We start from the raw sequence: 20,100 nt of genomic DNA on the forward strand, positions 1-20,100 counted from the left end.
GGTAACAGAAACAAGAAACCCGGGCAGCCCCTGGGTAGAGTCTGTCCGGGTTGCGCAGGCGGGGGCCGATCAGAGTGTGCCGTAGCTGTGCAGGCCGCTCAGGAACATGTTGACGCCCAGGAAGGCAAAGGTGGTGATGACCAGTCCGGTCAGCGCCCACCAGGCCGCGACCGTACCGCGCAAGCCCTTCATCAGACGCATGTGCAGCCAGGCGGCATAGTTGAGCCAGACGATCAGGGCCCAGGTTTCCTTCGGGTCCCAGCTCCAATAGCCGCCCCAGGCCTCGGCGGCCCAGAGCGCGCCGAGCACGGTCGCAATCGTGAAGAAGGCGAAGCCGACCGCGATCGACTTGTACATCACGTCATCGAGCACCTCGAGCGTGGGCAGGCGCTCGGCGATGCGCTGGCGCCCGAACAGGATGGCGCCCACGATCAAGGCCGAGATGCCGAAGTAGACGAACCAGTAGCTGCCACCGGCCTCGGTCGCGCCACGGCGGAACACCAGCGGCTCGAAGCACAGCACGATGCCGAGCAGCCAGAGCGGCGCCAGCTTGAACCAGCGCGTCTCGCCCGCGCTGTGCTTGATCAGATAGGCAAAGGCCAGCATGGCCGCCAGCGCAAAGGTGCCGTAGCCGATGAAGTTGGCCGGTACATGCAGCTTCATCCACCAGCTCTGCAGCGCCGGGACCAGGGGCTGGATCTGGTGTGCCTCGCGCACCACGGTGTACCAGAGCAGGAAGCCGACCGCCGCGCTGACGACCAGCATCACGAAGGCACCCATGCGGCGGGTCTGGTACTGGTCCTCATAGTAGAGGTAGTAGGCCGCCGTCAGCCAGGAGAACAGCACGAACACCTCGTACAGGTTGCTGACCGGGATATGGCCGACATCGGCGCCGATCAGGTAGCTCTCGAACCAGCGCACCAGCGAGCCGACCAGCGCGAGCGTGATCGCGACCCAGGTCAGGCGCGAGCCCAGCTTCTCGAAACCGTCTCCATGGCTGCGCGACAGCAGACCGGCCCAGTAGAAGGCGGTGGCCATGAAGAACAGCATGCTCATCCAGAGGATGGCGGACTGGCTGGAGAGGAAATACTTGAGCAGGAAGGCCTGCTCGGCGCGCGCGAGGTCAGGTCCGCTGCCGGTCTGGTAGAGCCAGATCGCCAGCAGCGACAGCGCGACGACCGCCACCGTCAGCTGGCGCACCGGGCGCCAGAACCAGGCCAGCGCGACCAGGGAGGGCACCATGCCGATCAGGATCGCCTGCTCGTAGCCATCCATGTACGCGCTGTAAAGCGCAAACGCGATGCCAGCCCCGGCAGTGACGAACAGGGCGAACAGCCAGTCCGACAGGTTTCTGCGGCCGAAATAGCCGGGAGGCAGTTGCAGGGCAAGGTTCTGGGTGGCGATGGTCATGCTTTCACCTCGGTGGGGGTCTGCAGCAGCAGGGTCTTGAGGGTCTCGAATTCGCGCTCGGTATCCATCGTCTTGCGATTGCTCGAGAGCGCGAGCGTGGCGTGCAGGCCGCCGTCGGCGCGCGGTGCCAGCCAGACCCAGAGGCGACGCTCGCGCACATAGAGCATGGCGAACACGCCCAGGATCAGGAACAGGCAGCCGAGGTAGACCACGGTCTTGCCGGGCGCGCGCGCGACCTGGAACACGCTGGCCTGGACCTGGGTGAAGGCGTCGAGCCCCAGCGCCATCGGCACCGGATAGTAGAAGCTGTCGCTCAGCGCGATCAGGGCCTGGGTCATGAAGGACACGCTGCGCTCGTCGCGCGCCAGGGCCGGCATGCCGGCTTGCGCGCGGCCGACCTGGGCCAGCTCGAACAGGGTGCCGTTGAGGATGCGCAGCAGCATCTCGCTGGCACGCTCGCGCTCGGCTTCGGGCACCTGGGATTCGATGAACTGCGACAGCGCAGGCAGGCCACCGGGCGGACGCGCCGGGTCCCGGGCGGCGTTCGACGACTCGACACCGGCGAACAGGTCGAGCGCACGGGTGGCCGAGGCCTCGAGCGCCTGGGTCAGGTCGCGGCGCTGGCCTTCGGTGGCGCCCGCGGCATAGCGGCGCACGGCCTCGCGCCGCTGCGCCGGGTCGGCCAGCGCGGCGCGCAGGTTCAAAAAGCCGTTCATGCTGTCGGACTCGTCGACCGGCAGGCGCAGGTAGCGGAAGGGTTCGGCCGGCGTGTCGCGCACGCCGAGCAGGAAGACGCGGCGGCCGTCGAGTTCAAGCGGCAACATGTAGTTGTTGAACTCGGTCGCCTGGCCGGAAGCGTCGCGCAGCTTGTAGTTCACGCTCGGGCCGACGTTGCGCCGTTCCTGCTGGCTCATGGTCTTGTTGCCGGCGCCCAGGCGACCTTCGATCGCGTGGCGCAGGTCGACCTTGCGCACATCGGCACCGCTGGTCGCGGTCTGGCCGAGGTTCTCGACGTTGATCACGCGCAGGGCGGTGAGCTCCAGCGTCATCGGTTTGCCGCCGATCTCGATCCGGGACGACTCGCCGACCCTGCCCTCGATCTCGAGCGAACCGGGCTTGCCGTCGATCGCGACGCCCTTGAGCTTGAGCTTGGAGCCACCGTCGTCGAAGCTGGACTGGTAGATCTCGATGCCGCGGTAGCTGACCGGATGGTTGACCTCGACCCGGGCCTCCTTGACCTCGCCGCTGTAGCGGTCGTGGATCACGATGTCGCTCGCGAACAGCTTGGGCATGCCGGTCGAGTAGTAATCGACGCTGAACTTCTTGAGCTCGATGTCGAACGGCAGATCCTGCAGCAGCACGCCGTCGGGCTGGGCCAGGATCGCGGTGCCGGAACGCTGGCCCTCGCTGACCAGCAGGTTGCCGCGGAAGGTCGGGTTGCGATCGGACAGGCGGTGCTGGTCGGCCACGTCGGCGATCATGCCGCCACCGGTGAAAGGGGTCTTGCCCTGGAACCAGGTCTGGGCCTTGACGACCAGATCGCCATCGAACAGGCCGCCCAGGCAGATCAGCACGATCGCACTGTGCGCGGCCAGATAGCCGAGCTTGTTGGCAGAACCAGCCTTGGCGGCGACCATGACACCGGTCTCGCGCTGCTGCAGCTTGACCTTCCAGCCGGCTCCGGCCAGCGCCTGGCCCATGGATTGCGCGCTGGCCTCGGGCGAGGCCGCCAGGTCGGCCTCGGCGCGGTGGGCAAAGGCCTTCAGGCTCTGCTCGCGCACCGACTCCTTGTAGGACTTGAGGTCCTTCAGGATCTTGGGCGTGTTGCGCGCGATGCACAGGCTGGTACTGGCCACCAGGAAAGCCAGGATCAGCAGGAACCACCAGGCGCCATAGACCGCGTAGAGCTGGGCCGTGCCGAACAGCTCAGCCCAGAAAGGGCCGAACTGATTGACATAGTTGTTGACGGGTTCGTGCTGCTTGAGCACGGTACCGATGACCGAGGCGATGCAGATGACGGTCAGCAAGGCAATCGCGAACCGCATCGACGACAGCAATTCCACCGCGGCGCGCAGGCGATGCGAGCCCCGTTCAAGTTCAAAACCGGTGGTGGAAGCGCTCATGATTCAGGCATAAAAAAGCAGGCCAGAAGTCCGGGCCTGCCTGGGTGGGCTGATGGGAGAGCTGGACTGCCAGCACCCGGATTATCTTGCCCAAGATTAAGGCCAGCTTATTGCCCCCGCATGACGGAGGGCATTGCTGCGCCTGGAGCCGCTTAGCGCAGGCCGGCGATGTAGTCGGAAACCGCCGTGATTTCCTTGTCGGTCAGATAGACGGCAATGCCGGTCATCTGGGCGCTGTTCTTGCGCTCGCCGCTGCGGAAGGACTTGAGCTGGGTAGCGGTGTACTCGGCGTGCTGACCCGACAGGCGCGGGTACTGGGCCGGGATGCCGGCGCCGTTGGGCGAATGGCAACCGGCGCAGGCGGCGATCTGGCGATCAGCAATGCCACCGCGGTAGATGCGCTCGCCCAGGGCGACCAGGTCCTTGTCCTTGGCTGCGCCAGGGGTCGGTTTCTGGCTCGCGAGCCAGAAACCGATGTTGCGCATGTCCTCGTCGCTCAGGGCGGCGGACATGCCGGACATCACGGCGTTGGCACGCTTGCCGGACTTGAATTCGGTCAGCTGCTTGACCAGGTACTCGGGGTGCTGGCCGGCCAACTTGGGGTTGGCGCCGATGACCGAGTTGCCATCGGCAGCGTGGCAAGCCGCGCACACCTGGCCAAAGGATGCAGCGCCCTTACCCAGATCGGGCTTGACGGCCTGCGCGTGGGCGGACAACGACAGGGCTGCGAGCGCAGCGGCGCCGATGAGGGATGCGATCAGTTTCATTTCGAGGGGCAGATGGCGTCGGTTGGCGAAGGAACGACTTGCGCAGCTATGAACACGCAAGACGCAGAACGAGATGATTTTACAATGGACGATGACCGCAGAACCGCACATGAGCCCAGAACCCGCCTCCGACCGCAAAATCCAGCCCGCCGCCCGGCCCGCATCCGACGTAAAGACGGCGCACGGCTGGCTGCATACCGCGCGCTTCCTGACCGAGGCGCCACAGTTGCACCACCTGCCGGCGCTCGATGTGCCCGAGATCGCCTTCGTCGGCCGATCGAATGCGGGCAAGTCGACCAGCATCAACACGCTGACCCAGCAGAAGCGGCTGGCCTTCGCCTCCAAGACGCCGGGCCGCACGCAGAGCATCAACCTGTTCGCGCTCGGCAAGCAGGGCGCGGTCGATGCGGTGCTGGCCGACCTGCCGGGCTACGGCTATGCCGCCGTGCCGCAGGAAGCCAAGCGGCGCTGGCAGCAGGTGATGGCCAACTATCTGGTCAGCCGGCCCAATCTACGCGGCATCGTGCTGCTGTGCGATCCGCGCCTGGGCCTGACCGAGCTCGACGAGGCGCTGCTCGAGATCGTGCGGCCGCGGGTGGAACAGGGGCTCAAGTTCCTGGTGCTGCTGACCAAGTCCGACAAGCTGACCCGCAGCGAGGCGGCCAAGGTGCTGTCGATCACGCGGCTGCAGGCCGGCGGCGGCGAGGTCAGGCTGTTCTCGGCGCTCAAGAAACAGGGGCTCGACGATGTCGCGACCCTGCTCTGGGACTGGACCCATCCGGTCGACGCCGCCGCTGCTGCACCGGATGCCCCCGAGGCCCCGGCAGCCGACGCCTGAAATCAACCGCCTGTGTCGGCCTTGACCCTGAGCCCGAGTCCGGCCTCAGGCCGCTGAGCGCGGCGACTTGTAGCGCGCGTAACCCCAGAGGTATTGCTGCGGGCAGAGCCCGATCACCCGCTCCATCGCGAGGTTGATCTGGGCCGTCAGTTCGGACATCTCGCCCGAGAGCGGCGCCTCCAGCACCTGCTCGAGCGGCAGGATATGCACGACATAGCCGCGGCCCCAGGACAGGCGCTCGCCCCAGGCCAGCAGCACGCGGGTGTTGGGCAGACGCGCGAAGCGCGCCGACAGCGTCATGGTGTAGGCCGGCTGGCCGAAGAACGGCGCCCACAGGCCCTGGCCCTCGGGCGGCACCTGGTCGGGCAGCAGCCCGACCGCCTCGCCGCGCTTGAGCGCCACGATCAGCTGGCGCACGCCGGCCAGCGTGGTCGGCGCAGTCGCGAGTCCCGGGCGGGCCCGGCTGGCCTCGACCACCTCACGCAGCCAGGCCTGACGCGGCGGCCGGTACAGCACCGTCATCGGCCGGGCATCAGGGCCGAGACCGAAGCTTTTCGCGTAGGCCTGGGCCGCGATCTCGAAACAGCCCAGATGCGGCGTCAGCAGCAGCATGCCCTGCCCGGCCTGGCGCGCGGCCTCGATATGCTCAGCGCCTTCCCAGCGCCAAGGCACCGGCCGGCCCAGCCAGAGCCGGGGCAATTCGGCACTGAGCTTGCCGGCCTCGCCGATCGAGGCCCAGCGTGCCGCGCCCGTCACACCGGCCAGGCCGGTGTTGCAGGCCCAGCGGCGCCGGTAGGACGGCGAGGCCAGCCAGGACAGCCAGCCCAGCAGCCAGCCCAGGGCGTGCAGCAGGGGCAGCGGCCAGGCCGCCAAGGATCGAAAGACATGTTTCATCACGGGGTAATTATCGACGCTGACCCCGCCAAGTCGTAGAATCGCAACATCGCCGAGTTAATGAACTACTTGCAGGGCGATCCATAAATCCTGCTAAAGCGTTCGCCAGGCTCCGTGAGGAGTTGGCAACGCGCCAACTTTTCACGGAGCTTCTTCATGTCCAGCGACTACCTCTTCACGTCCGAATCGGTTTCCGAAGGCCACCCCGACAAGGTGGCGGACCAGATCTCGGATGCCATCCTCGACGCCATCTTCGAGCAGGACCCGCGCAGCCGCGTGGCGGCCGAGACCCTGACCAACACCGGCCTGGTGGTGCTGGCCGGCGAGATCACGACCCAGGCCAATGTCGACTACATCCAGGTCGCGCGCGACACGATCAAGCGCATCGGCTACGACAACACCGAGTACGGCATCGACTACAAGGGTTGCGCGGTGCTGGTGGCCTATGACAAGCAGAGCAACGACATCGCCCAGGGCGTGGACCACGCCTCGGACGACTACCTCAATATCGGCGCTGGCGACCAGGGCCTGATGTTCGGCTACGCCTGCGACGAGACGCCCGACCTGATGCCGGCGCCGATCTATTACGCGCACCGCCTGGTCGAGCGCCAGGCCCAGCTGCGCAAGGACGGCCGCCTGCCCTTCCTGCGCCCCGACGCCAAGAGCCAGGTCACGCTGCGCTATGTCGACGGCAAGCCGCACAGCATCGACACCGTGGTGCTGTCGACCCAGCACAGCCCGGACCAGTCGGAGTCGCCGACCAAGATGAAGGCCAGCTTCACCGAGGCCATCATCGAGGAGATCATCAAGCCGGTGCTGCCCAAGGAGTGGCTGCAGGACACCAAGTACCTGATCAACCCGACCGGCCGCTTCGTCATCGGCGGCCCGCAGGGCGACTGCGGCCTGACCGGTCGCAAGATCATCGTCGACACCTATGGCGGCGCCTGCCCGCACGGTGGCGGCGCGTTCAGCGGCAAGGACCCGACCAAGGTTGACCGCTCGGCCGCCTACGCCGCGCGCTATGTGGCCAAGAACATCGTCGCGGCCGGCCTGGCCAAGCAATGCCAGATCCAGGTCGCCTACGCGATCGGCGTCGCGCAGCCGATGAACATCACGGTCTACACCGAAGGCACCGGCGTGATCGCCGACGAGCGCATCGCCCAGATCGTGCGCGAGGTGTTCGACCTGCGTCCGCGCGGCATCATCCAGATGCTGGACCTGCTGCGCCCGATCTACAGCAAGACCGCCGCCTACGGCCACTTCGGTCGCGACGAACCCGAGTTCACCTGGGAGAGGACCGACAAGGTCCAACTGCTGCGCGATCTGGCTGGACTGTCGGCAGCCTGATCCGGGGGGCTTTCAGCCCCTGGCAGGTGCGGCATGCCGACTTCGCGGCCGCCCGCTGTCAGTGTCGCACGAGCCAGCCATTGACCTGACTGATGGCAGCCGCCTGATCGGTGCCAGCCAGGGCCTGCAAGCGCACATGCGAGAGCAGATAGAGGTAACGCGCCTGCGCCAGATCACGCAGCGCGGTCTGCTGCTGCTGCTCGGCATTCAGGACATCGAGCAGGCTGCGGCTGCCGGCCTCGAACGAGCGCCGGCTTGATTTGACGAGCTGCTCGGCCGAGCGCACCGCCTGCTCCAGCGCCCGGACCTTGAGCACGCCCTCGGTCACGCCGCGGAACTCGCGCTGCATGCGCAGACCGAGATCACGCCGGGTGGCCTCCAGCGTCTCCTCGGCGCGCAAGCTCTCTGCCGCGGCCTGGCGCACCACCGAACTGGCGTAGCCGCCGGCATAGAGTGGCAGATTGAGCTGCAGACCGACTGTCCGGTTGAGATAGCTCGATTCCGGCGTGGTCACGTTCTCGCTCGCACTGCGGGTCACCTGCAACAGCGCATCCAGGGTCGGATGATGGGCACCCTGGGCCTTGCCGACTTCCAGCCGCGCGGCCTCCAGCCGCGACTTGAGCGCGAGCAGTTCCGGGCTGCCGGACTCTGCCAGCAGCAGCCAGTCCTCCAGCGCGGCCGGTTGCGGCGCCACCAGGGTCAACCGCTGCGGATCGACTGGCACCAGCTCGCCGGCTGGCTGGCCAGTCATGGACTCGAGCTGGCGGCGGGTGTAGTCGAGCTGCTGGCGCGCCTCGAGCTGCTGCGCCAGGTTCAGGTCCAACCGGGCTTGCGCCTCGTCGATCTCGGTCCGGGTACCGGAACCCGCTGCCAGGGCCTTGCGCGCCGCGTCCAGATAAGCCAGAGTGAAGGCATGCTGGCGCAATACCAGGTCGAGCTGATCCTGCGCCAGCAGCGCCTCCAGATAGGCGCCAGTCACCCGCACCCCCAGATTCTGCCGCTCGCGCTCCAGCGTGGCATCGGCATCGGCGACCAGGTGGTCGGCCTGCTCGAGGGCGAGCATCAGCGGGCGGCGGTAGATCGGCTGGCGCAGCTGCAGGGTCTGGTTGAAGCTGTAGTAAGGCGCCTCGGGCACGGGAACTCCAGACTGCTCGCGCGACAGATCATTGCGATTGCGCCCGGCGCTGAAGGCAATGTTAGGCAGCAGTTGCGCCCGGGCCTGCGGCAGGCGCTCACGCGCGGCATCGGCCGCGGCGGCGGCGGCGCGCGCGGTCGCATCATGCGCTTGCGCCGACTCATAGGCCTGCCGCAAGTCAAGACTCCAGGCCGGCAGACCGGTCAGCAGGACAGCGGCAGTCAGCGCGAGACTGGACAACCGGGGCACAAAGCGCGGGCGGCTCGATGGGGCGGACGAAGTCGACAAGGCGTGCATGTTCACTCCTCCTTCAGCGATGCCGCCAGGCGCTTGGTCAGCGGATGAAGCAGGTAGGTCAGCAACGAGCGCTCGCCGGTCTTGACAATGACCTCGACCGGCATGCCGGGCTGCAGCTGGCGCTGGCCCAAGGTCTTCATGCCTTCGGGCGTGACCTTGACGCGCGCCAGGTAATAGGAAAACACCGCATTGCCCTGCTGTTCGGACAACAGATCACCCGAGATCGACACCACCTCGCCGGCAACCACGAGCTGCGGCGAGTGGGCGAAGGCACTGAAGCGCAGGTCGGCCGGCAGGCCGGCGCTGACCTTGTCGATCAAGTGCGGCTCGATGCGGGCCTCGAGCAGCAATGGGGCATCGGCCGGCACCACATCCATCAGCTTCTGGCCCGGCTGGACCACGCCGCCCTCGGTTTGCACCGCCAATCCGACCACCTGGCCGGAGGCCGGCGACCGGATCTCGGTGCGCTCGAGGTCAGCCTTGACGGCCACGAACTTCTCGGCATCGGACTGGACCTCGCGCGTGACCTCGGCCAGCTCGGTCTCGACCTCTTTGCGATATTCCTGCTGGCGCGCCAGCGCGCGCTGGCGCAGCTCGGCGATCGTGCGCTGGCCGCGCAGGCTGTTGCCGTTCAGATCAGCGATGGCAACCTGGACATCGGCCACCGAGCGCTCCAGCTCGAGTTGACGGTTGCGCGGGGCGTAGCCCTCGGCCACCAGCTCGCGCGTATGCTTGAGCTCATCCTGCAGCAGCGCGAGCTGGCTGCTGCGGTTGACCGACATGCTCTGGTAAGCCTGCAGCTGGACCTGCTGACCCTGGATGTTTTCTTCAATGCCCTGCAGATCGGCGCGCAAGGCCGCGCGGCGCGAGCGAAACAGCTGGCGCTGCGTCTCGATCTGGTTCTGGATCAGCGGATCGCTCGCCGCCTGCTGGAGCTCGGGATGGAAGCTGACGGCAGCCACACCGGACTGCTCGGCCAGCAGTCGGCCCTGCATCGCGCGCAGGCCCAGGTAGCGCTGACGCACGGCTTCGTAATTGGCGCGCGCCACCGCCTGGTCGAGCTCGACCAGGGTCTGCCCCTGCTGGACCTGATCGCCTTCCCTGACGAGCACCCGCTTGACGATGCCGCCGCTCAGGTGCTGGACTGCCTTGCGCTTGGTGTCAATCGCGACCATGCCCTGGGTCGGCACCCCCTCGTCGAGCGGAGCCAGTGCGGCCCAGAGCAGAAAGCCGCCAAAGCCCAGGCCCAGGGTCCACAGACCGATGCGGGCCACGCGACCGGCATCGGCTGGCGGTTGGCTGGATGAGGCCGTCCCGGGCGTGGCGGAGGCAGGAGTCTGGGGTTGCTGAGAATGGGCCATGATGAGTGTTTCGGTCGAAATCGGTCGAGGCAGAAAAGGCTGGACAGCAGGGGCTGAGGCTCAGGCCGAAGCCGGCAAGGCTCCCGTACCGGGAGCCGTAGCTGGCCGGGCGGCTTGGGCCTGCGCTCTGGCCTGCAACTGCGCCAGCACTGCTGCGCGCGGCCCCTGCATGACAACCCTGCCTTCCTGGAGCACCAGCAACTGGTCGGCCAGCTGGACAGCGCCAGGACGATGGGTGATCAGGAACACCGTCTTGCCCTTGGCCTTGAGTTCGCGCACCGCCTGGTTCAGCGCGGCTTCGCCGACGTCATCCAGGTTGGCGTTGGGCTCGTCGAGCACGATCAGCGCGGGCTCGCCATAGATCGCGCGTGCCAGCGCGATGCGCTGGCGCTGGCCGCCCGACAGCATGCCGCCGGCCTCGCCGATCGGCGTGTCGTAGCCCTTGGGCAAGCGCAGGATCATCTCGTGCAGACCGGCGCTTTGCGCGGCCGCAATCACCTGGCCGGAATCAACCTGGGCGAAGCGGGCGATGTTCTCGGCAATCGTGCCGTCGAACAGCTCGATGTCCTGCGGCAGATAGCCCAGATGCGGACCCAGCTCGGTACGGCTCCAGCCATCCAGCGGGCGCTCGTCGAGCAGCACCTCACCCTGGACCTCGGGCCAGATGCCGACCAGCACCCGCGCCAGCGTGGACTTGCCCGACCCCGAAGGACCCAGCACCACCGTCACGCTGCCAGGTTCGGCCTGCAGGCTCACATCCTGCAAAATGGGACGGGAACGCCCCGGGGCACTGGCCTGCACCTGACGCAAGCACACCGAGCCCCTGGGCGGGACGCGGGTCAGCGCCGGGTCGCGCTCCGGATGGAGCGCCAGCAGCTGTTCGAGTCGATCGAACGCGCTGCGCGCGCCGAGGAAGCTGCGCCAGCTGCTCACCATCAGGTCGATCGGCGCCAGGGCGCGCGTCATCAGCACGTTGGCCGCAATCATGGCACCAGGACTCAGCTGGCCGTCAATCACCAGCAGGGCGCCGGCCCCCAGGGCCAGGGACTGCTGACAGTAGCGCACCCATTTGCTGGTGGCCGTGATGCGGTGTGTCAGGCCCTGCGCAGCCCCATGCAAGGCCATGCTGGCAGTGTGGCGCTGCTGCCAGCGCTGGCGCAACCCGGCCAGCATGCCCATGGCCTCGACCACCTCGGCATTGCGCAGCTTGTGCTGCAGGAACTGGTTGACCTCGCTCTGGGCCTTGGCCGCCGCCTCGGTCGGCGCGACGGTGCGGCGGTGGCCGAGCCAGGCCAGCGCGGCCTGGACCAGGGCAAAGACAATGGCAACCCAGCCCAGCAAGGGATGGAGGAAGAACAGCACCGCGATGTAGATCGGCGTCCAGGGCGCATCGAAGAAGGCGAAGATACCGTTGCCAGTCAGGAACTGGCGGATCTCGGCCAGGTCGGAAAAGGCACGCTGCACCGGCGCGCCCGACTGGCTCAGATTGGCTTCGAAGCTGGCATTGAAGACCCGGGTACCCAGCACGGCGTCCAGCCTCACGCCGGCGCGTACCAGCAAACGCGAGCGCGACCATTCGGCAAATGCCATCACGGCAAACAGGAACAAGGTGAGCAGGGACACCGCCAGCAAGGTCATCTCGCTGCGACTGACCAGCACGCGGTCATAGACTTGCAGCATGTAGAGCGTGGGCGACAGCAGCAGCAGGTTGACCACCAGGCTGAAAAGGCCTGCCACCATGAATTCACGCCGGAAGGTCCACAACGTGGCCGTGAGCTCGCTGCGCGCAAAAAACCCCTTGCTTGTCATCTTGTTCGATCCATCCAGTTCGTGCGCAGCCATCAGGGGGCCGGGGAGACGGCCACGGCAGCGCGTTGCGGCATGGCCGACGGCGCATGCTGGGTCTGCTGCTGGGCCTGTTGCGCCTGCTGTGCCGCCTTGTTCAGCGCCGCCAGCACCTCGTCGCGCGCGCCGAAGGCCTGCTGCACGCCGTCGCGCAACACCAGCAGCTTGTCGACCACACCCAGCACGCTGGTGCGGTGGGTCATCACGACAAAGGTGGTGCCGCGCGCCTTGAGCTGGGCGATGGCCTGCGCCAGCGCGACATCGCCGGCCTCGTCCAAGCTGGAATTGGGCTCATCGAGCACGACCAATACCGGATCGCCATAGAGCGCACGGGCCAGCGCGACACGCTGGCGCTGACCGCCCGAGAGCATGGCGCCATCGCGACCGACCGGGCTGTCGTAGCCCTGGGGCAGGCTCAGGATGAATTCGTGCAGGCCCACGGCGCGCGCCGCCGCCTCCAGCCTGGCCGGACTGGGTTCGCCGAAGCGCGCGATGTTCTCGGCCAGAGTGCCTTCAAGCAGTTCGACGCCCTGCGGCAGATAGCCCAGATGCGGACCCAGCTCAAGCTTGTCCCAGGCGAAGATGTCGGCGCCATCCAGCCTCACCTTGCCGCTGGCGGCAGGCCAGAGCCCGACCAGCAGCCTGGCCAGCGTGGTCTTGCCCGAGGCAGATGGCCCCACCACAGCCAGCGCTTCGCCCGGCTGCAAGGCGAAGGCCAGCCCCTTGAGGATGGCAACATTCGAGCCCGGGGCTGCCGCCATCAGGTTTTCCACCTGCAGTCGACCCTTGGGCGCAGGCAAGGGCATGGCAGGCGGCCTTACGGGCAACTGCGTCAGCAACTGATCGAGTCGGCCCCAGGCATCGCGCGCGTTGACGACCGCGCGCCACTGGCTCACCAACTGCACCAGCGGCGCCAGCATGCGTCCACCCAGCACCGAGCCGACGATCATTGCGCCACCGCCCCCGGGCAAGGCATTTTCGAGTATCAACCAGGCCCCGACGCCGAGCAACAGCGAGGCCATGGTGGTCTGGACGAACTTGCTGGCAGCCTGGAAGGCACCTGCCCGATCGGAGGCCTGAGCCTGCAAGCCCAGGAACTCGCGTTGCTTGCTCGCCCAGCGGCCATGGATATGCTGCAGCATGCCCATCGATTCGATCACCTCGGCATTGCGCAACGAGCTGTCGGCGTATTGCTGGGCAGCAATCGCGGCGCGGTTGGCTGCCAGCAACGGCGGCTGTGTGCTGCGTTCGTTGAACCAGGCCAGCACCACCTGGACCACAGCGCCGGCGACGGCAGACCAGCCCAGCACCGGACTCATCAGGAACAGGATCAGCGCGAACACCAGCGACACCGGAGACTCCATCAACGACCCCAGCAGCGGGTGATGCAGGAAGTCACGCAGGATGCGGAAATCGTTCATCGGCTGGATCGAGGGCGGTCCCGGACGGCGCAGATTGGATTCGTAGATGGCCTGGAACACGCGCGGCGCCAGGCTTCTGTCCAATGCCAGCCCGGCCTCGCGCAGGGTCTCGGCGCGCGCCCAATCCAGCACTTCCATCACCAGATAGGACAACAGCACCAGCAGCGTCAACATGGCCAATGTCATGTGGCTGCGGCTGTTGATCACCCGGTCGTAGACCTCCAGCATGTAAAGCGTGGGCATCAGCACCAGCAGGCCTGCCACGAGGGCAAAGCCGAACGCCCGCCAGTAGTGAGGCTTCAAGGCCAGCAGGGCCCCGGCCAGCTCGGTCGTTTTCTTGTCAGGGCTCATGCAGCTTGCTCTTCCAGCATCAGGTATTCAGGCCATTCATCGCTAGACCTCCAGTGCCTTACTGGTCTGCAAGCCGACTAGCCACATTTTTTTCATATTGGGAACATTCTAGCAATGTCATATGAAAGTTTCGCCACATGCCAAGACGACGCAGCCAGGACCTGGCCTGGACACGACTGTCCGGTCAACAAGAGGGAGAGGGGGATCGAACAACCTGAACGGCTGTGCGAGAGGCTGGAAAATGTGGTGCCCATGGGCAGGATCGAACTGCCGACCTCCCCCTTACCAAGGGGGTGCTCTACCACTGAGCCACATGGGCGGACTGCTCAAGCGCGAAAACGCTGGAGCGGGATAAGAGACTCGAACTCTCGACCTATACCTTGGCAAGGTATCGCTCTACCAACTGAGCTAATCCCGCATTGCAATTCTGGCTCCTCGACCTGGGCTCGAACCAGGGACCTACGGATTAACAGTCCGGCGCTCTACCGACTGAGCTATCGAGGAATATGATGCATTGCGCATCAATCAGAAGCCGTGATTATATACAGAAAATTGGGCGTTTTCGCGACCCAGGCTTTCGCATGGAAAATTTCCGTTCTCGCTTGGCCCTACCCCGCCAGCTCACCGACCCAGGCCAGCTGGCGCGGCAGGCATGCCGTCGAAAGATCGTAGCGCTCGCGCGCGAACGCTCTGGCCTGCTGGCCCAGGCGGGCCCGTTCGGCCGGGTCATCGAGCAGCTCGCAGACCTGCTGCGCCAGTCCCGCGGCATCAAAGAAATCGACCAGACGTCCGGTTTCACCGTGAACGATGGCCTCGCGCACCGGGGCAGTATCGCTGGCGACGATGGCGCAGCCCACGCTCATGGCCTCGAGCAGGCTCCAACTCAGCACAAAGGGGTAAGTCAGATAGACATGGACAGCGCTGAGCTGCAGCAGCGGCACGAACTGCTGATAAGGCAGATTGCCCAGGAAATGCACCCGGGCCCAATCGGCGTCGGAAATCAGGGGCCTGACCTCGTCGGCAAAGATCCGCCGCCAACTGCGGCCCCCATGGCGCACCGGATCAGGGGCCGCGCCGTAGCTCACGCCCTCGCCGCCGACGATCATCACCCGAGCCCGGGGCCGGCAGCGCAGGATCTCGGGCAGCGCCCGCATGAAGACATGGTAGCCGCGGTAGGGCTCAAGCTGGCGGTTGACGAAGGTGATGATCTCGCCGCCACGCTCCAACCGGAGGCTGCCGTTGAGCGTCAGGCTGACATCCGGGCGGGGCGCGAGGGCCGCGGTATCGATGCCATCGTGCACCACCGTGATCCGGTCGCGCAATGGCACCGGGAAGGTGCTGGCCTGCCATTGCGTCGGCGAGAGGCCGGCATCGGCGACCTCGAAATGCAGCAGGTTGTTGAGGTTCTTGAGCCGCAGCCGGCAGGCATCGCCCGCCGGATCAGTGGACGCAAACTCGGCATCAAAGCCGGCGTCGGCACCTTGCGCCTGGTAGAAGAACTCGCAGTAGAGGCCGAGTCGCGCTCGTGGCCAGACTTCCTTGAGGAAGAGGCTCTCGCCCCAGCCGGGATGCGCCACGATCACGTCGGGCTCGAAGCCCTCGCGCTGGAGCGCCAACGCGGCACGAAAACAGGCTTCGCCGCGTATGGCCTTGGTCTCGAAATCCTGTACCCAGGGGTGGACGCCAGGCGTGGTGCCGCGCTGGGCCCGGTAGGGCAGAATGCGCACGCCCTGCCAGAGACCCGGCTCGGTCTGGCGCATCGTCATGGCCGACACCCGGTGCCCCTGGCGTACCAACGCGGGCGCCAGGTGCTTGAACTGGCCGGGAAAGTTCTGGTGGACAAAGAGGATGTTCATCGCGAGTCGAAATGATCAGGCCTTGCTGCCGCTGCAGCCGGGGACCGGAATCATGAATCGGTCCCTGGTGTTCGATATTGGCTGATTATCGAATCGTTCAGATCCGCCATCATCGCAAAACCCGGACCTGGGCAAGCGACACGCTGATGGCCTAATATGTAGCCATGGCCGGAGCCTTGCTATGAAACTGATCGATACCCTGGTCGCGCAGGCGCCCGAAATGGCGCAACTGCGCCGCGACATCCACGCCCACCCCGAGCTGGCCTTCGAGGAGCTGCGCACCGCTGACCTGATCGCGGACCGGCTGACCGAATGGGGCATACCGGTGCACCGGGGCCTGGGCCGCACCGGCCTGGTCGGGCTGATCCATGGCCGTGACGGCGGCGCCTGCGGCCGCGCTATCGGCCTGCGCGCCGACATGGATGCGCTGCCGATGACCGAGCTCAACCGCTTCGAGCACGCGAGCCGCCACCCGGGCCGGATGCACGGCTGCGGCCACGACGGCCATGTCACGATCCTGCTGGCGGCCGCGCGCGAACTGGCGCGCCGGCGCGACTTCGACGGCAGCGTGGTGCTGATCTTCCAGCCGGCCGAGGAAGGCGGTGGCGGCGCGCACGAAATGATCGCCGACGGCCTGTTCGAGCGCTGGCCGGTGGAAGCGGTGTTCGGCCTGCACAACTGGCCTGGCCTGCCGACCGGCAGCCTGGCCGTGAGCCCGGGGCCGGTGATGGCGTCGAGCAACGAATTCAAGATCACGATCCGCGGCAAGGGCGGCCACGCGGCGATGCCGGATCGGTCGATCGATCCGATCCCGCTCGCCTGCCAGCTGGTGCAGTCTTTCCAGACCATCATCTCGCGCAACAAGAAGCCGATCGATACCGGCGTGATCTCGGTCACGATGATCCATGCCGGCGAGGCCACCAATGTGGTGCCGGACAGCTGCGAGATCCAGGGCACGGTGCGCACCTTCACGACCGAGGTGCTGGACCTGATCGAACGGCGCATGCGCGAGCTCTCGGTCCACAGCTGCGCGGCCTTCGGCGCCAGCTGCGAGTTCGAGTTCGAGCGCAACTACCCGCCCACGGTCAACAGCGCCGCAGAAGCCGCCTTCGCGCGCGAGGTGATGCTGGATCTGGTCGGCCCCGAGCTGACGCTGACGCAGGAACCGACCATGAGCGCCGAGGATTTCGCCTTCATGCTGCTGGCCAGGCCAGGGGCTTACCTGTTCCTGGGCAACGGCGACGGCGACCATCGCGCCGGCTACGCTGGCGGCGGCCATGACGCGGGTCCCTGCACGCTGCACAACCCGCATTACGACTTCAATGACGAACTGATCCCGGTCGGCGCCAGCTTCTGGGTCGAACTGGCTCGGCGCTGGCTGGGCCGACCGGCGGCCTGAGCCCGCCCTACTAGGCTCGCCGTACCGGCGTGGCCAGCGCGCGGCTCAGGCCGCCGTGGCGGCGCCGAACCGGTGGTGCGCGATTGCGAGCAGGCCGTCGAAGATCAGGCTTTCGACCAGCTCGGACTGGACCGTCATGCTGGGCGCCATCTTCCAGCCGGCACCGCCGGTCATGATGCAGGCCGGCTCCTGGCCGCTGTGGCGGCGCAGGTTGTCGACCATGCGCTGCACCGCGCCGGCGATCGCGAAGGTGCCGCCACTGGTCAGCGCATCGCTGGTATTGGTCGGGAAATCACGCACCTCGCCGGTCGGCACATGCAGGCCTGCAGTGCCGGACTCGAGCGCGCGCAGCATGATGCCGTGGCCCGGCAGGATGATGCCGCCCAGGAAACGACCCTCGGCATCGATCGCCTCGACCGTGACCGCGGTGCCAACCATCACGAGCACGCAGGGCCGGCGCTGGCCGCGCGCGATCAGGCGCTGACGCGCGCCAATCATCGCGACCCAGCGGTCCGAGCCCAGCCGCGACGGGTGGTCGTAGCCGTTGACCAGGCCGGCCTCGGCGCTGCTGGACACCACCCACTGCGGCGTGACATCCCAGAGTTCGAGCTGCTCGATGACGCGGCGCCTGACGGCCTCACCCGCGACCACGCAACCGAGCACCTGGCTGGGCGCAGCGATGCGGCTCCAGTCACCCTCGGCCAAGGTCTCGATGTTCTCGAGAAACTGCACCCCATGCGCGAGCAGGCGGGCATCCACGGCAGGCTTGTCGTAAAGCGCCCACTTGAGGCGGGTGTTACCAACGTCGATGGCAAGAAAACTCATGGCGCGATGATAATCAGACCGCCATCAGGGTTAACCCTGATGGAAGCGAAACCGCCTCAGTTCTGGCGCCAGGGCAGCGCGTGAAAACGCCAGCCGCCCAGGTGGCCGCGCTGCCCGTGGGCATCCGGATCGCCCTCGAAGCCTTCGAGAATGTTGTAGGCCTCGATGCCGAGTTCGGTCGCGCGCTTGGCCGCTGCCACCGAACGCACGCCGCTGCGGCACAGCAGCACGACCTTGCGGCTGCCAACTGCCTGCAACAGTGCGGCATCGAAGTCCGGGTTCATCGCCATGCCGGGCCACTGTTTCCAGGCAATCGGAATCGCCTCGGGGACGAAGCCGACCCAGGCCCGTTCGGCATCGGTACGCACATCGACCAGCACGGCTTCACCGGCCTGGACCCAGGCCCAGGCCAGCTGCGGCGAGACATCGCCCGCATAGCCGGCGGCCGGACGCGGCTGCAGCAGCCAGGCACCATCGGCGTCGTGGCGCAGGCCCGAACTCAGATTGGCCGGCACGGCCTCGTCGATCCGGCGCGGCTTGGGCAGATTCAGTCCGTCCATGATGGCGATGAATTCCTGCTGCGTCTTGCCGGCCAGGCGCGGGTTGTGCGCCTTCTCGTGGCCGATGCTCGAATGCTTGTGGCCGTGGTAGTCATGGCCGGGCCAGACCGTGGTGTCGGCCGGCAAGGCAAACAGGCGGCCGGTGATGCTGTGCCAGAGCGCCTCGGCACTGCCCGACTGGAAGTCGGTGCGGCCGCAGCCGTTGAGCAACAGCGTGTCGCCGGTGAAGACATGGCGCTTGCCGTCGCAATCCCAGTAGTAGCTCATGCTGCCGGCAGTGTGACCGGGCGTGGCCAGGGCCTGCAGCGACTGGTGGCCGAACTCGAGTCGGTCGCCATCCTGCAACTGGACCGCCGCCGTGCGGATGCCGCAAGCGGCCGGCACTGCGGTGCGCGCGCCGGCATGCTCGGCCAGCAGGCCCGCACTCGTGATGTGGTCGGCATGGGCATGGGTCTCGACCGTCCACAACAGCCTGAGCCCGTACTGGCGCAGCACGGCCAGATCGCGCTCGAGCTGGCTGTCGACCGGATCGATGATCAGCGCCTCGCGGCTGGATTCATCGAACAGCAGATAGGTGTAGGTGCTGGAATCGGGATCGAAGAGCTGGATCGGTGGCATGGCGGCGGCAGGGAGTCGGGAGGACCGGACAGGATTGACCCGACATCATAAGTAGGGCGGCAACCATGCGCTGCAGCCGGTCCCGCTTTGGACCGAAAATAGCGGGTTTGCCGTCAGCGGGCGGCCTCTGGAGAAGAATTGCACCCCTATCTTTCGGCCGCCCTGGGCGGCATCCTGATCGGCCTGGCCAGCTGGCTGCTGCTGGCGGGACTGGGCCGGATTGCCGGCATCAGCGGCATCACCTGCTCGGCGCTGCGCGAGTCGGGCGGGCCTGCCTATTGGCGCTGGGCCTTCCTGCTTGGACTGATTCTGGGCGGGGCGCTGTTTGCCCAATGGCTGCCAGCGCCGGAACTGTCGGCGCGCGCACCGCTGCTGATCGTGGCGGCCGGACTGCTGGTCGGCTTTGGCAGCGTGCGCGGCTCGGGCTGCACCAGCGGGCACGGCGTCTGCGGCCTGGGTCGGCGTTCGCTGCGCTCGCTGGTCGCGGTGCTGACCTTCATGGCCAGCGCCTTCGTGACCGTGTTCCTGACCGGAGGCCTGCAATGAAACCCGAGAACTTTGTCATTCCGACCCTGCCCCGGCGCACTGCGGCAAAGCAGCTGGTCGGCGGCCTGCTGCTGGCGCTGGCGGCCGGACTGCTGTTCGCGCTCGGCCTGCTGCTGTCGGGCATGACGCAGCCAGCCAAGGTGATCGGCTTCCTGAACCTGGCCGGCCTGGCGCAAGGCGAATTCCCCGGCGCCTGGGACCCGAGCCTGGCCTTCGTGATGGGCGGCGCGGTCATGGTCACGCTGCTGGCGTTCCGGCTCACGCCAGCCCGCGCGAGCCAGCCGCAGCGCCGGCCCTGGTTCAGCAGTCGCTTCGAGTTGCCGGAGCAGGAGCGCATCGACGCCCCGCTGCTGCAGGGCGCCGTGGTCTTCGGCGTGGGCTGGGGCCTGGCGGGCTACTGCCCGGGCCCGGCGCTGGCGACGCTGCTGGTCGGCGGCCGGGATATCTGGCTGTTCGTGCCGGCGATGCTGGTCGGCATGTGGCTGGCGCGCCGCATGGCGCGCTGAA

16 protein-coding genes and 3 tRNA genes are annotated in these 20,100 nt (G+C 67.0%); 5 read left to right on the top strand and 14 right to left on the bottom strand.

Annotated elements, in window-relative coordinates:
* Positions 1–69: 69 nt before the first annotated feature.
* The 3 genes from ccsB to C6P61_RS06005 form a co-directional block, all read right to left on the bottom strand.
* The gene (gene ccsB / locus C6P61_RS05995) at positions 70–1,410 is read right to left on the bottom strand and encodes a c-type cytochrome biogenesis protein CcsB (protein WP_105729025.1); all 1,341 of its coding nucleotides are present in this window, start codon (positions 1,408–1,410) and stop codon (positions 70–72) included.
* Complete coding sequence (locus C6P61_RS06000) at positions 1,407–3,533, bottom strand: cytochrome c biogenesis protein ResB (protein WP_105729026.1); 2,127 nt, start codon at positions 3,531–3,533, stop codon at positions 1,407–1,409. Before C6P61_RS06000 ends, ccsB begins: the two co-directional genes overlap by 4 nt.
* A 152-nt stretch (positions 3,534–3,685) precedes the next feature.
* Positions 3,686–4,300 (bottom strand): c-type cytochrome, encoded by a 615-nt coding sequence (locus C6P61_RS06005; protein WP_105729027.1) that lies wholly within the window; start codon positions 4,298–4,300, stop codon positions 3,686–3,688.
* 109 nt (positions 4,301–4,409) lie between these two features.
* Between C6P61_RS06005 and yihA the strand changes: the two genes are divergently transcribed.
* Positions 4,410–5,138 carry a ribosome biogenesis GTP-binding protein YihA/YsxC gene (yihA, locus tag C6P61_RS06010; RefSeq protein WP_237491108.1) on the top strand — a complete coding sequence of 243 codons (729 nt, stop codon included), beginning with the start codon at positions 4,410–4,412 and terminating at the stop codon, positions 5,136–5,138.
* 45 nt (positions 5,139–5,183) lie between these two features.
* Here yihA and C6P61_RS06015 read toward each other — a convergent pair whose 3' ends face one another.
* Positions 5,184–6,032, bottom strand: a complete 849-nt coding sequence (locus C6P61_RS06015; RefSeq protein WP_105729029.1) for a lysophospholipid acyltransferase family protein — start codon at positions 6,030–6,032, stop codon at positions 5,184–5,186.
* A gap of 156 nt (positions 6,033–6,188) precedes the next feature.
* Here C6P61_RS06015 and metK point away from each other — a divergent pair, with 156 nt between their 5' ends.
* On the top strand, positions 6,189–7,379 hold the full coding sequence (gene metK, locus C6P61_RS06020; RefSeq protein WP_105729030.1) for a methionine adenosyltransferase: 1,191 nt from the start codon (positions 6,189–6,191) through the stop codon (positions 7,377–7,379).
* 58 nt (positions 7,380–7,437) lie between these two features.
* On the opposite strand, the gene C6P61_RS06025 is transcribed toward metK, so the two are convergent.
* The 8 genes from C6P61_RS06025 to C6P61_RS06060 all read right to left on the bottom strand — a co-directional run bounded on the left by C6P61_RS06025 (position 7,438) and on the right by C6P61_RS06060 (position 15,645).
* Positions 7,438–8,811 (bottom strand): TolC family outer membrane protein, encoded by a 1,374-nt coding sequence (locus tag C6P61_RS06025; protein WP_105729031.1) that lies wholly within the window; start codon positions 8,809–8,811, stop codon positions 7,438–7,440.
* A gap of 2 nt (positions 8,812–8,813) precedes the next feature.
* Complete coding sequence (locus C6P61_RS06030) at positions 8,814–10,172, bottom strand: HlyD family type I secretion periplasmic adaptor subunit (protein WP_105729032.1); 1,359 nt, start codon at positions 10,170–10,172, stop codon at positions 8,814–8,816.
* 60 nt (positions 10,173–10,232) lie between these two features.
* Positions 10,233–11,981, bottom strand: a complete 1,749-nt coding sequence (locus C6P61_RS06035; RefSeq protein WP_105729061.1) for a type I secretion system permease/ATPase — start codon at positions 11,979–11,981, stop codon at positions 10,233–10,235.
* A 32-nt stretch (positions 11,982–12,013) separates the two neighbouring features.
* Positions 12,014–13,789, bottom strand: coding sequence for a type I secretion system permease/ATPase (locus tag C6P61_RS06040; protein WP_105729033.1), 1,776 nt, complete (start codon positions 13,787–13,789; stop codon positions 12,014–12,016).
* 244 nt (positions 13,790–14,033) lie between these two features.
* Positions 14,034–14,108, bottom strand: a tRNA-Thr gene (locus tag C6P61_RS06045).
* 23 nt (positions 14,109–14,131) lie between these two features.
* Positions 14,132–14,207, bottom strand: a tRNA-Gly gene (locus C6P61_RS06050).
* A gap of 10 nt (positions 14,208–14,217) precedes the next feature.
* Positions 14,218–14,293 (bottom strand) — tRNA-Asn (locus C6P61_RS06055).
* Between the two features lie 104 nt (positions 14,294–14,397).
* The gene (locus C6P61_RS06060) at positions 14,398–15,645 is read right to left on the bottom strand and encodes a glycosyltransferase (RefSeq protein ID WP_105729034.1); all 1,248 of its coding nucleotides are present in this window, start codon (positions 15,643–15,645) and stop codon (positions 14,398–14,400) included.
* 181 nt (positions 15,646–15,826) lie between these two features.
* On the opposite strand from C6P61_RS06060, the gene C6P61_RS06065 reads away from it, so the two are divergent.
* Positions 15,827–17,044: a M20 aminoacylase family protein gene (locus tag C6P61_RS06065; RefSeq protein ID WP_105729035.1), complete on the top strand. Its 1,218-nt coding sequence runs from the start codon at positions 15,827–15,829 to the stop codon at positions 17,042–17,044.
* A 45-nt stretch (positions 17,045–17,089) separates the two neighbouring features.
* On the opposite strand, the gene C6P61_RS06070 is transcribed toward C6P61_RS06065, so the two are convergent.
* Positions 17,090–17,869, bottom strand: a complete 780-nt coding sequence (locus C6P61_RS06070) for a type III pantothenate kinase (protein ID WP_105729036.1) — start codon at positions 17,867–17,869, stop codon at positions 17,090–17,092.
* Positions 17,870–17,925: 56 nt separating this feature from the next.
* Positions 17,926–19,047, bottom strand: a complete 1,122-nt coding sequence (locus C6P61_RS06075) for an MBL fold metallo-hydrolase (protein WP_105729037.1) — start codon at positions 19,045–19,047, stop codon at positions 17,926–17,928.
* A gap of 138 nt (positions 19,048–19,185) precedes the next feature.
* Between C6P61_RS06075 and C6P61_RS06080 the strand changes: the two genes are divergently transcribed.
* Both C6P61_RS06080 and C6P61_RS06085 read left to right on the top strand, forming a co-directional pair.
* A complete protein-coding gene (locus C6P61_RS06080; RefSeq protein WP_105729038.1) occupies positions 19,186–19,593 on the top strand; it encodes a YeeE/YedE family protein in 408 nt (135 codons plus the stop codon).
* Positions 19,590–20,099, top strand: coding sequence for a DUF6691 family protein (locus tag C6P61_RS06085; protein ID WP_244908788.1), 510 nt, complete (start codon positions 19,590–19,592; stop codon positions 20,097–20,099). Before C6P61_RS06080 ends, C6P61_RS06085 begins: the two co-directional genes overlap by 4 nt.
* Position 20,100: the final 1 nt, after the last annotated feature.

This window comes from Malikia spinosa, from assembly GCF_002980625.1.
GTDB lineage: Bacteria > Pseudomonadota > Gammaproteobacteria > Burkholderiales > Burkholderiaceae_C > Malikia > Malikia spinosa.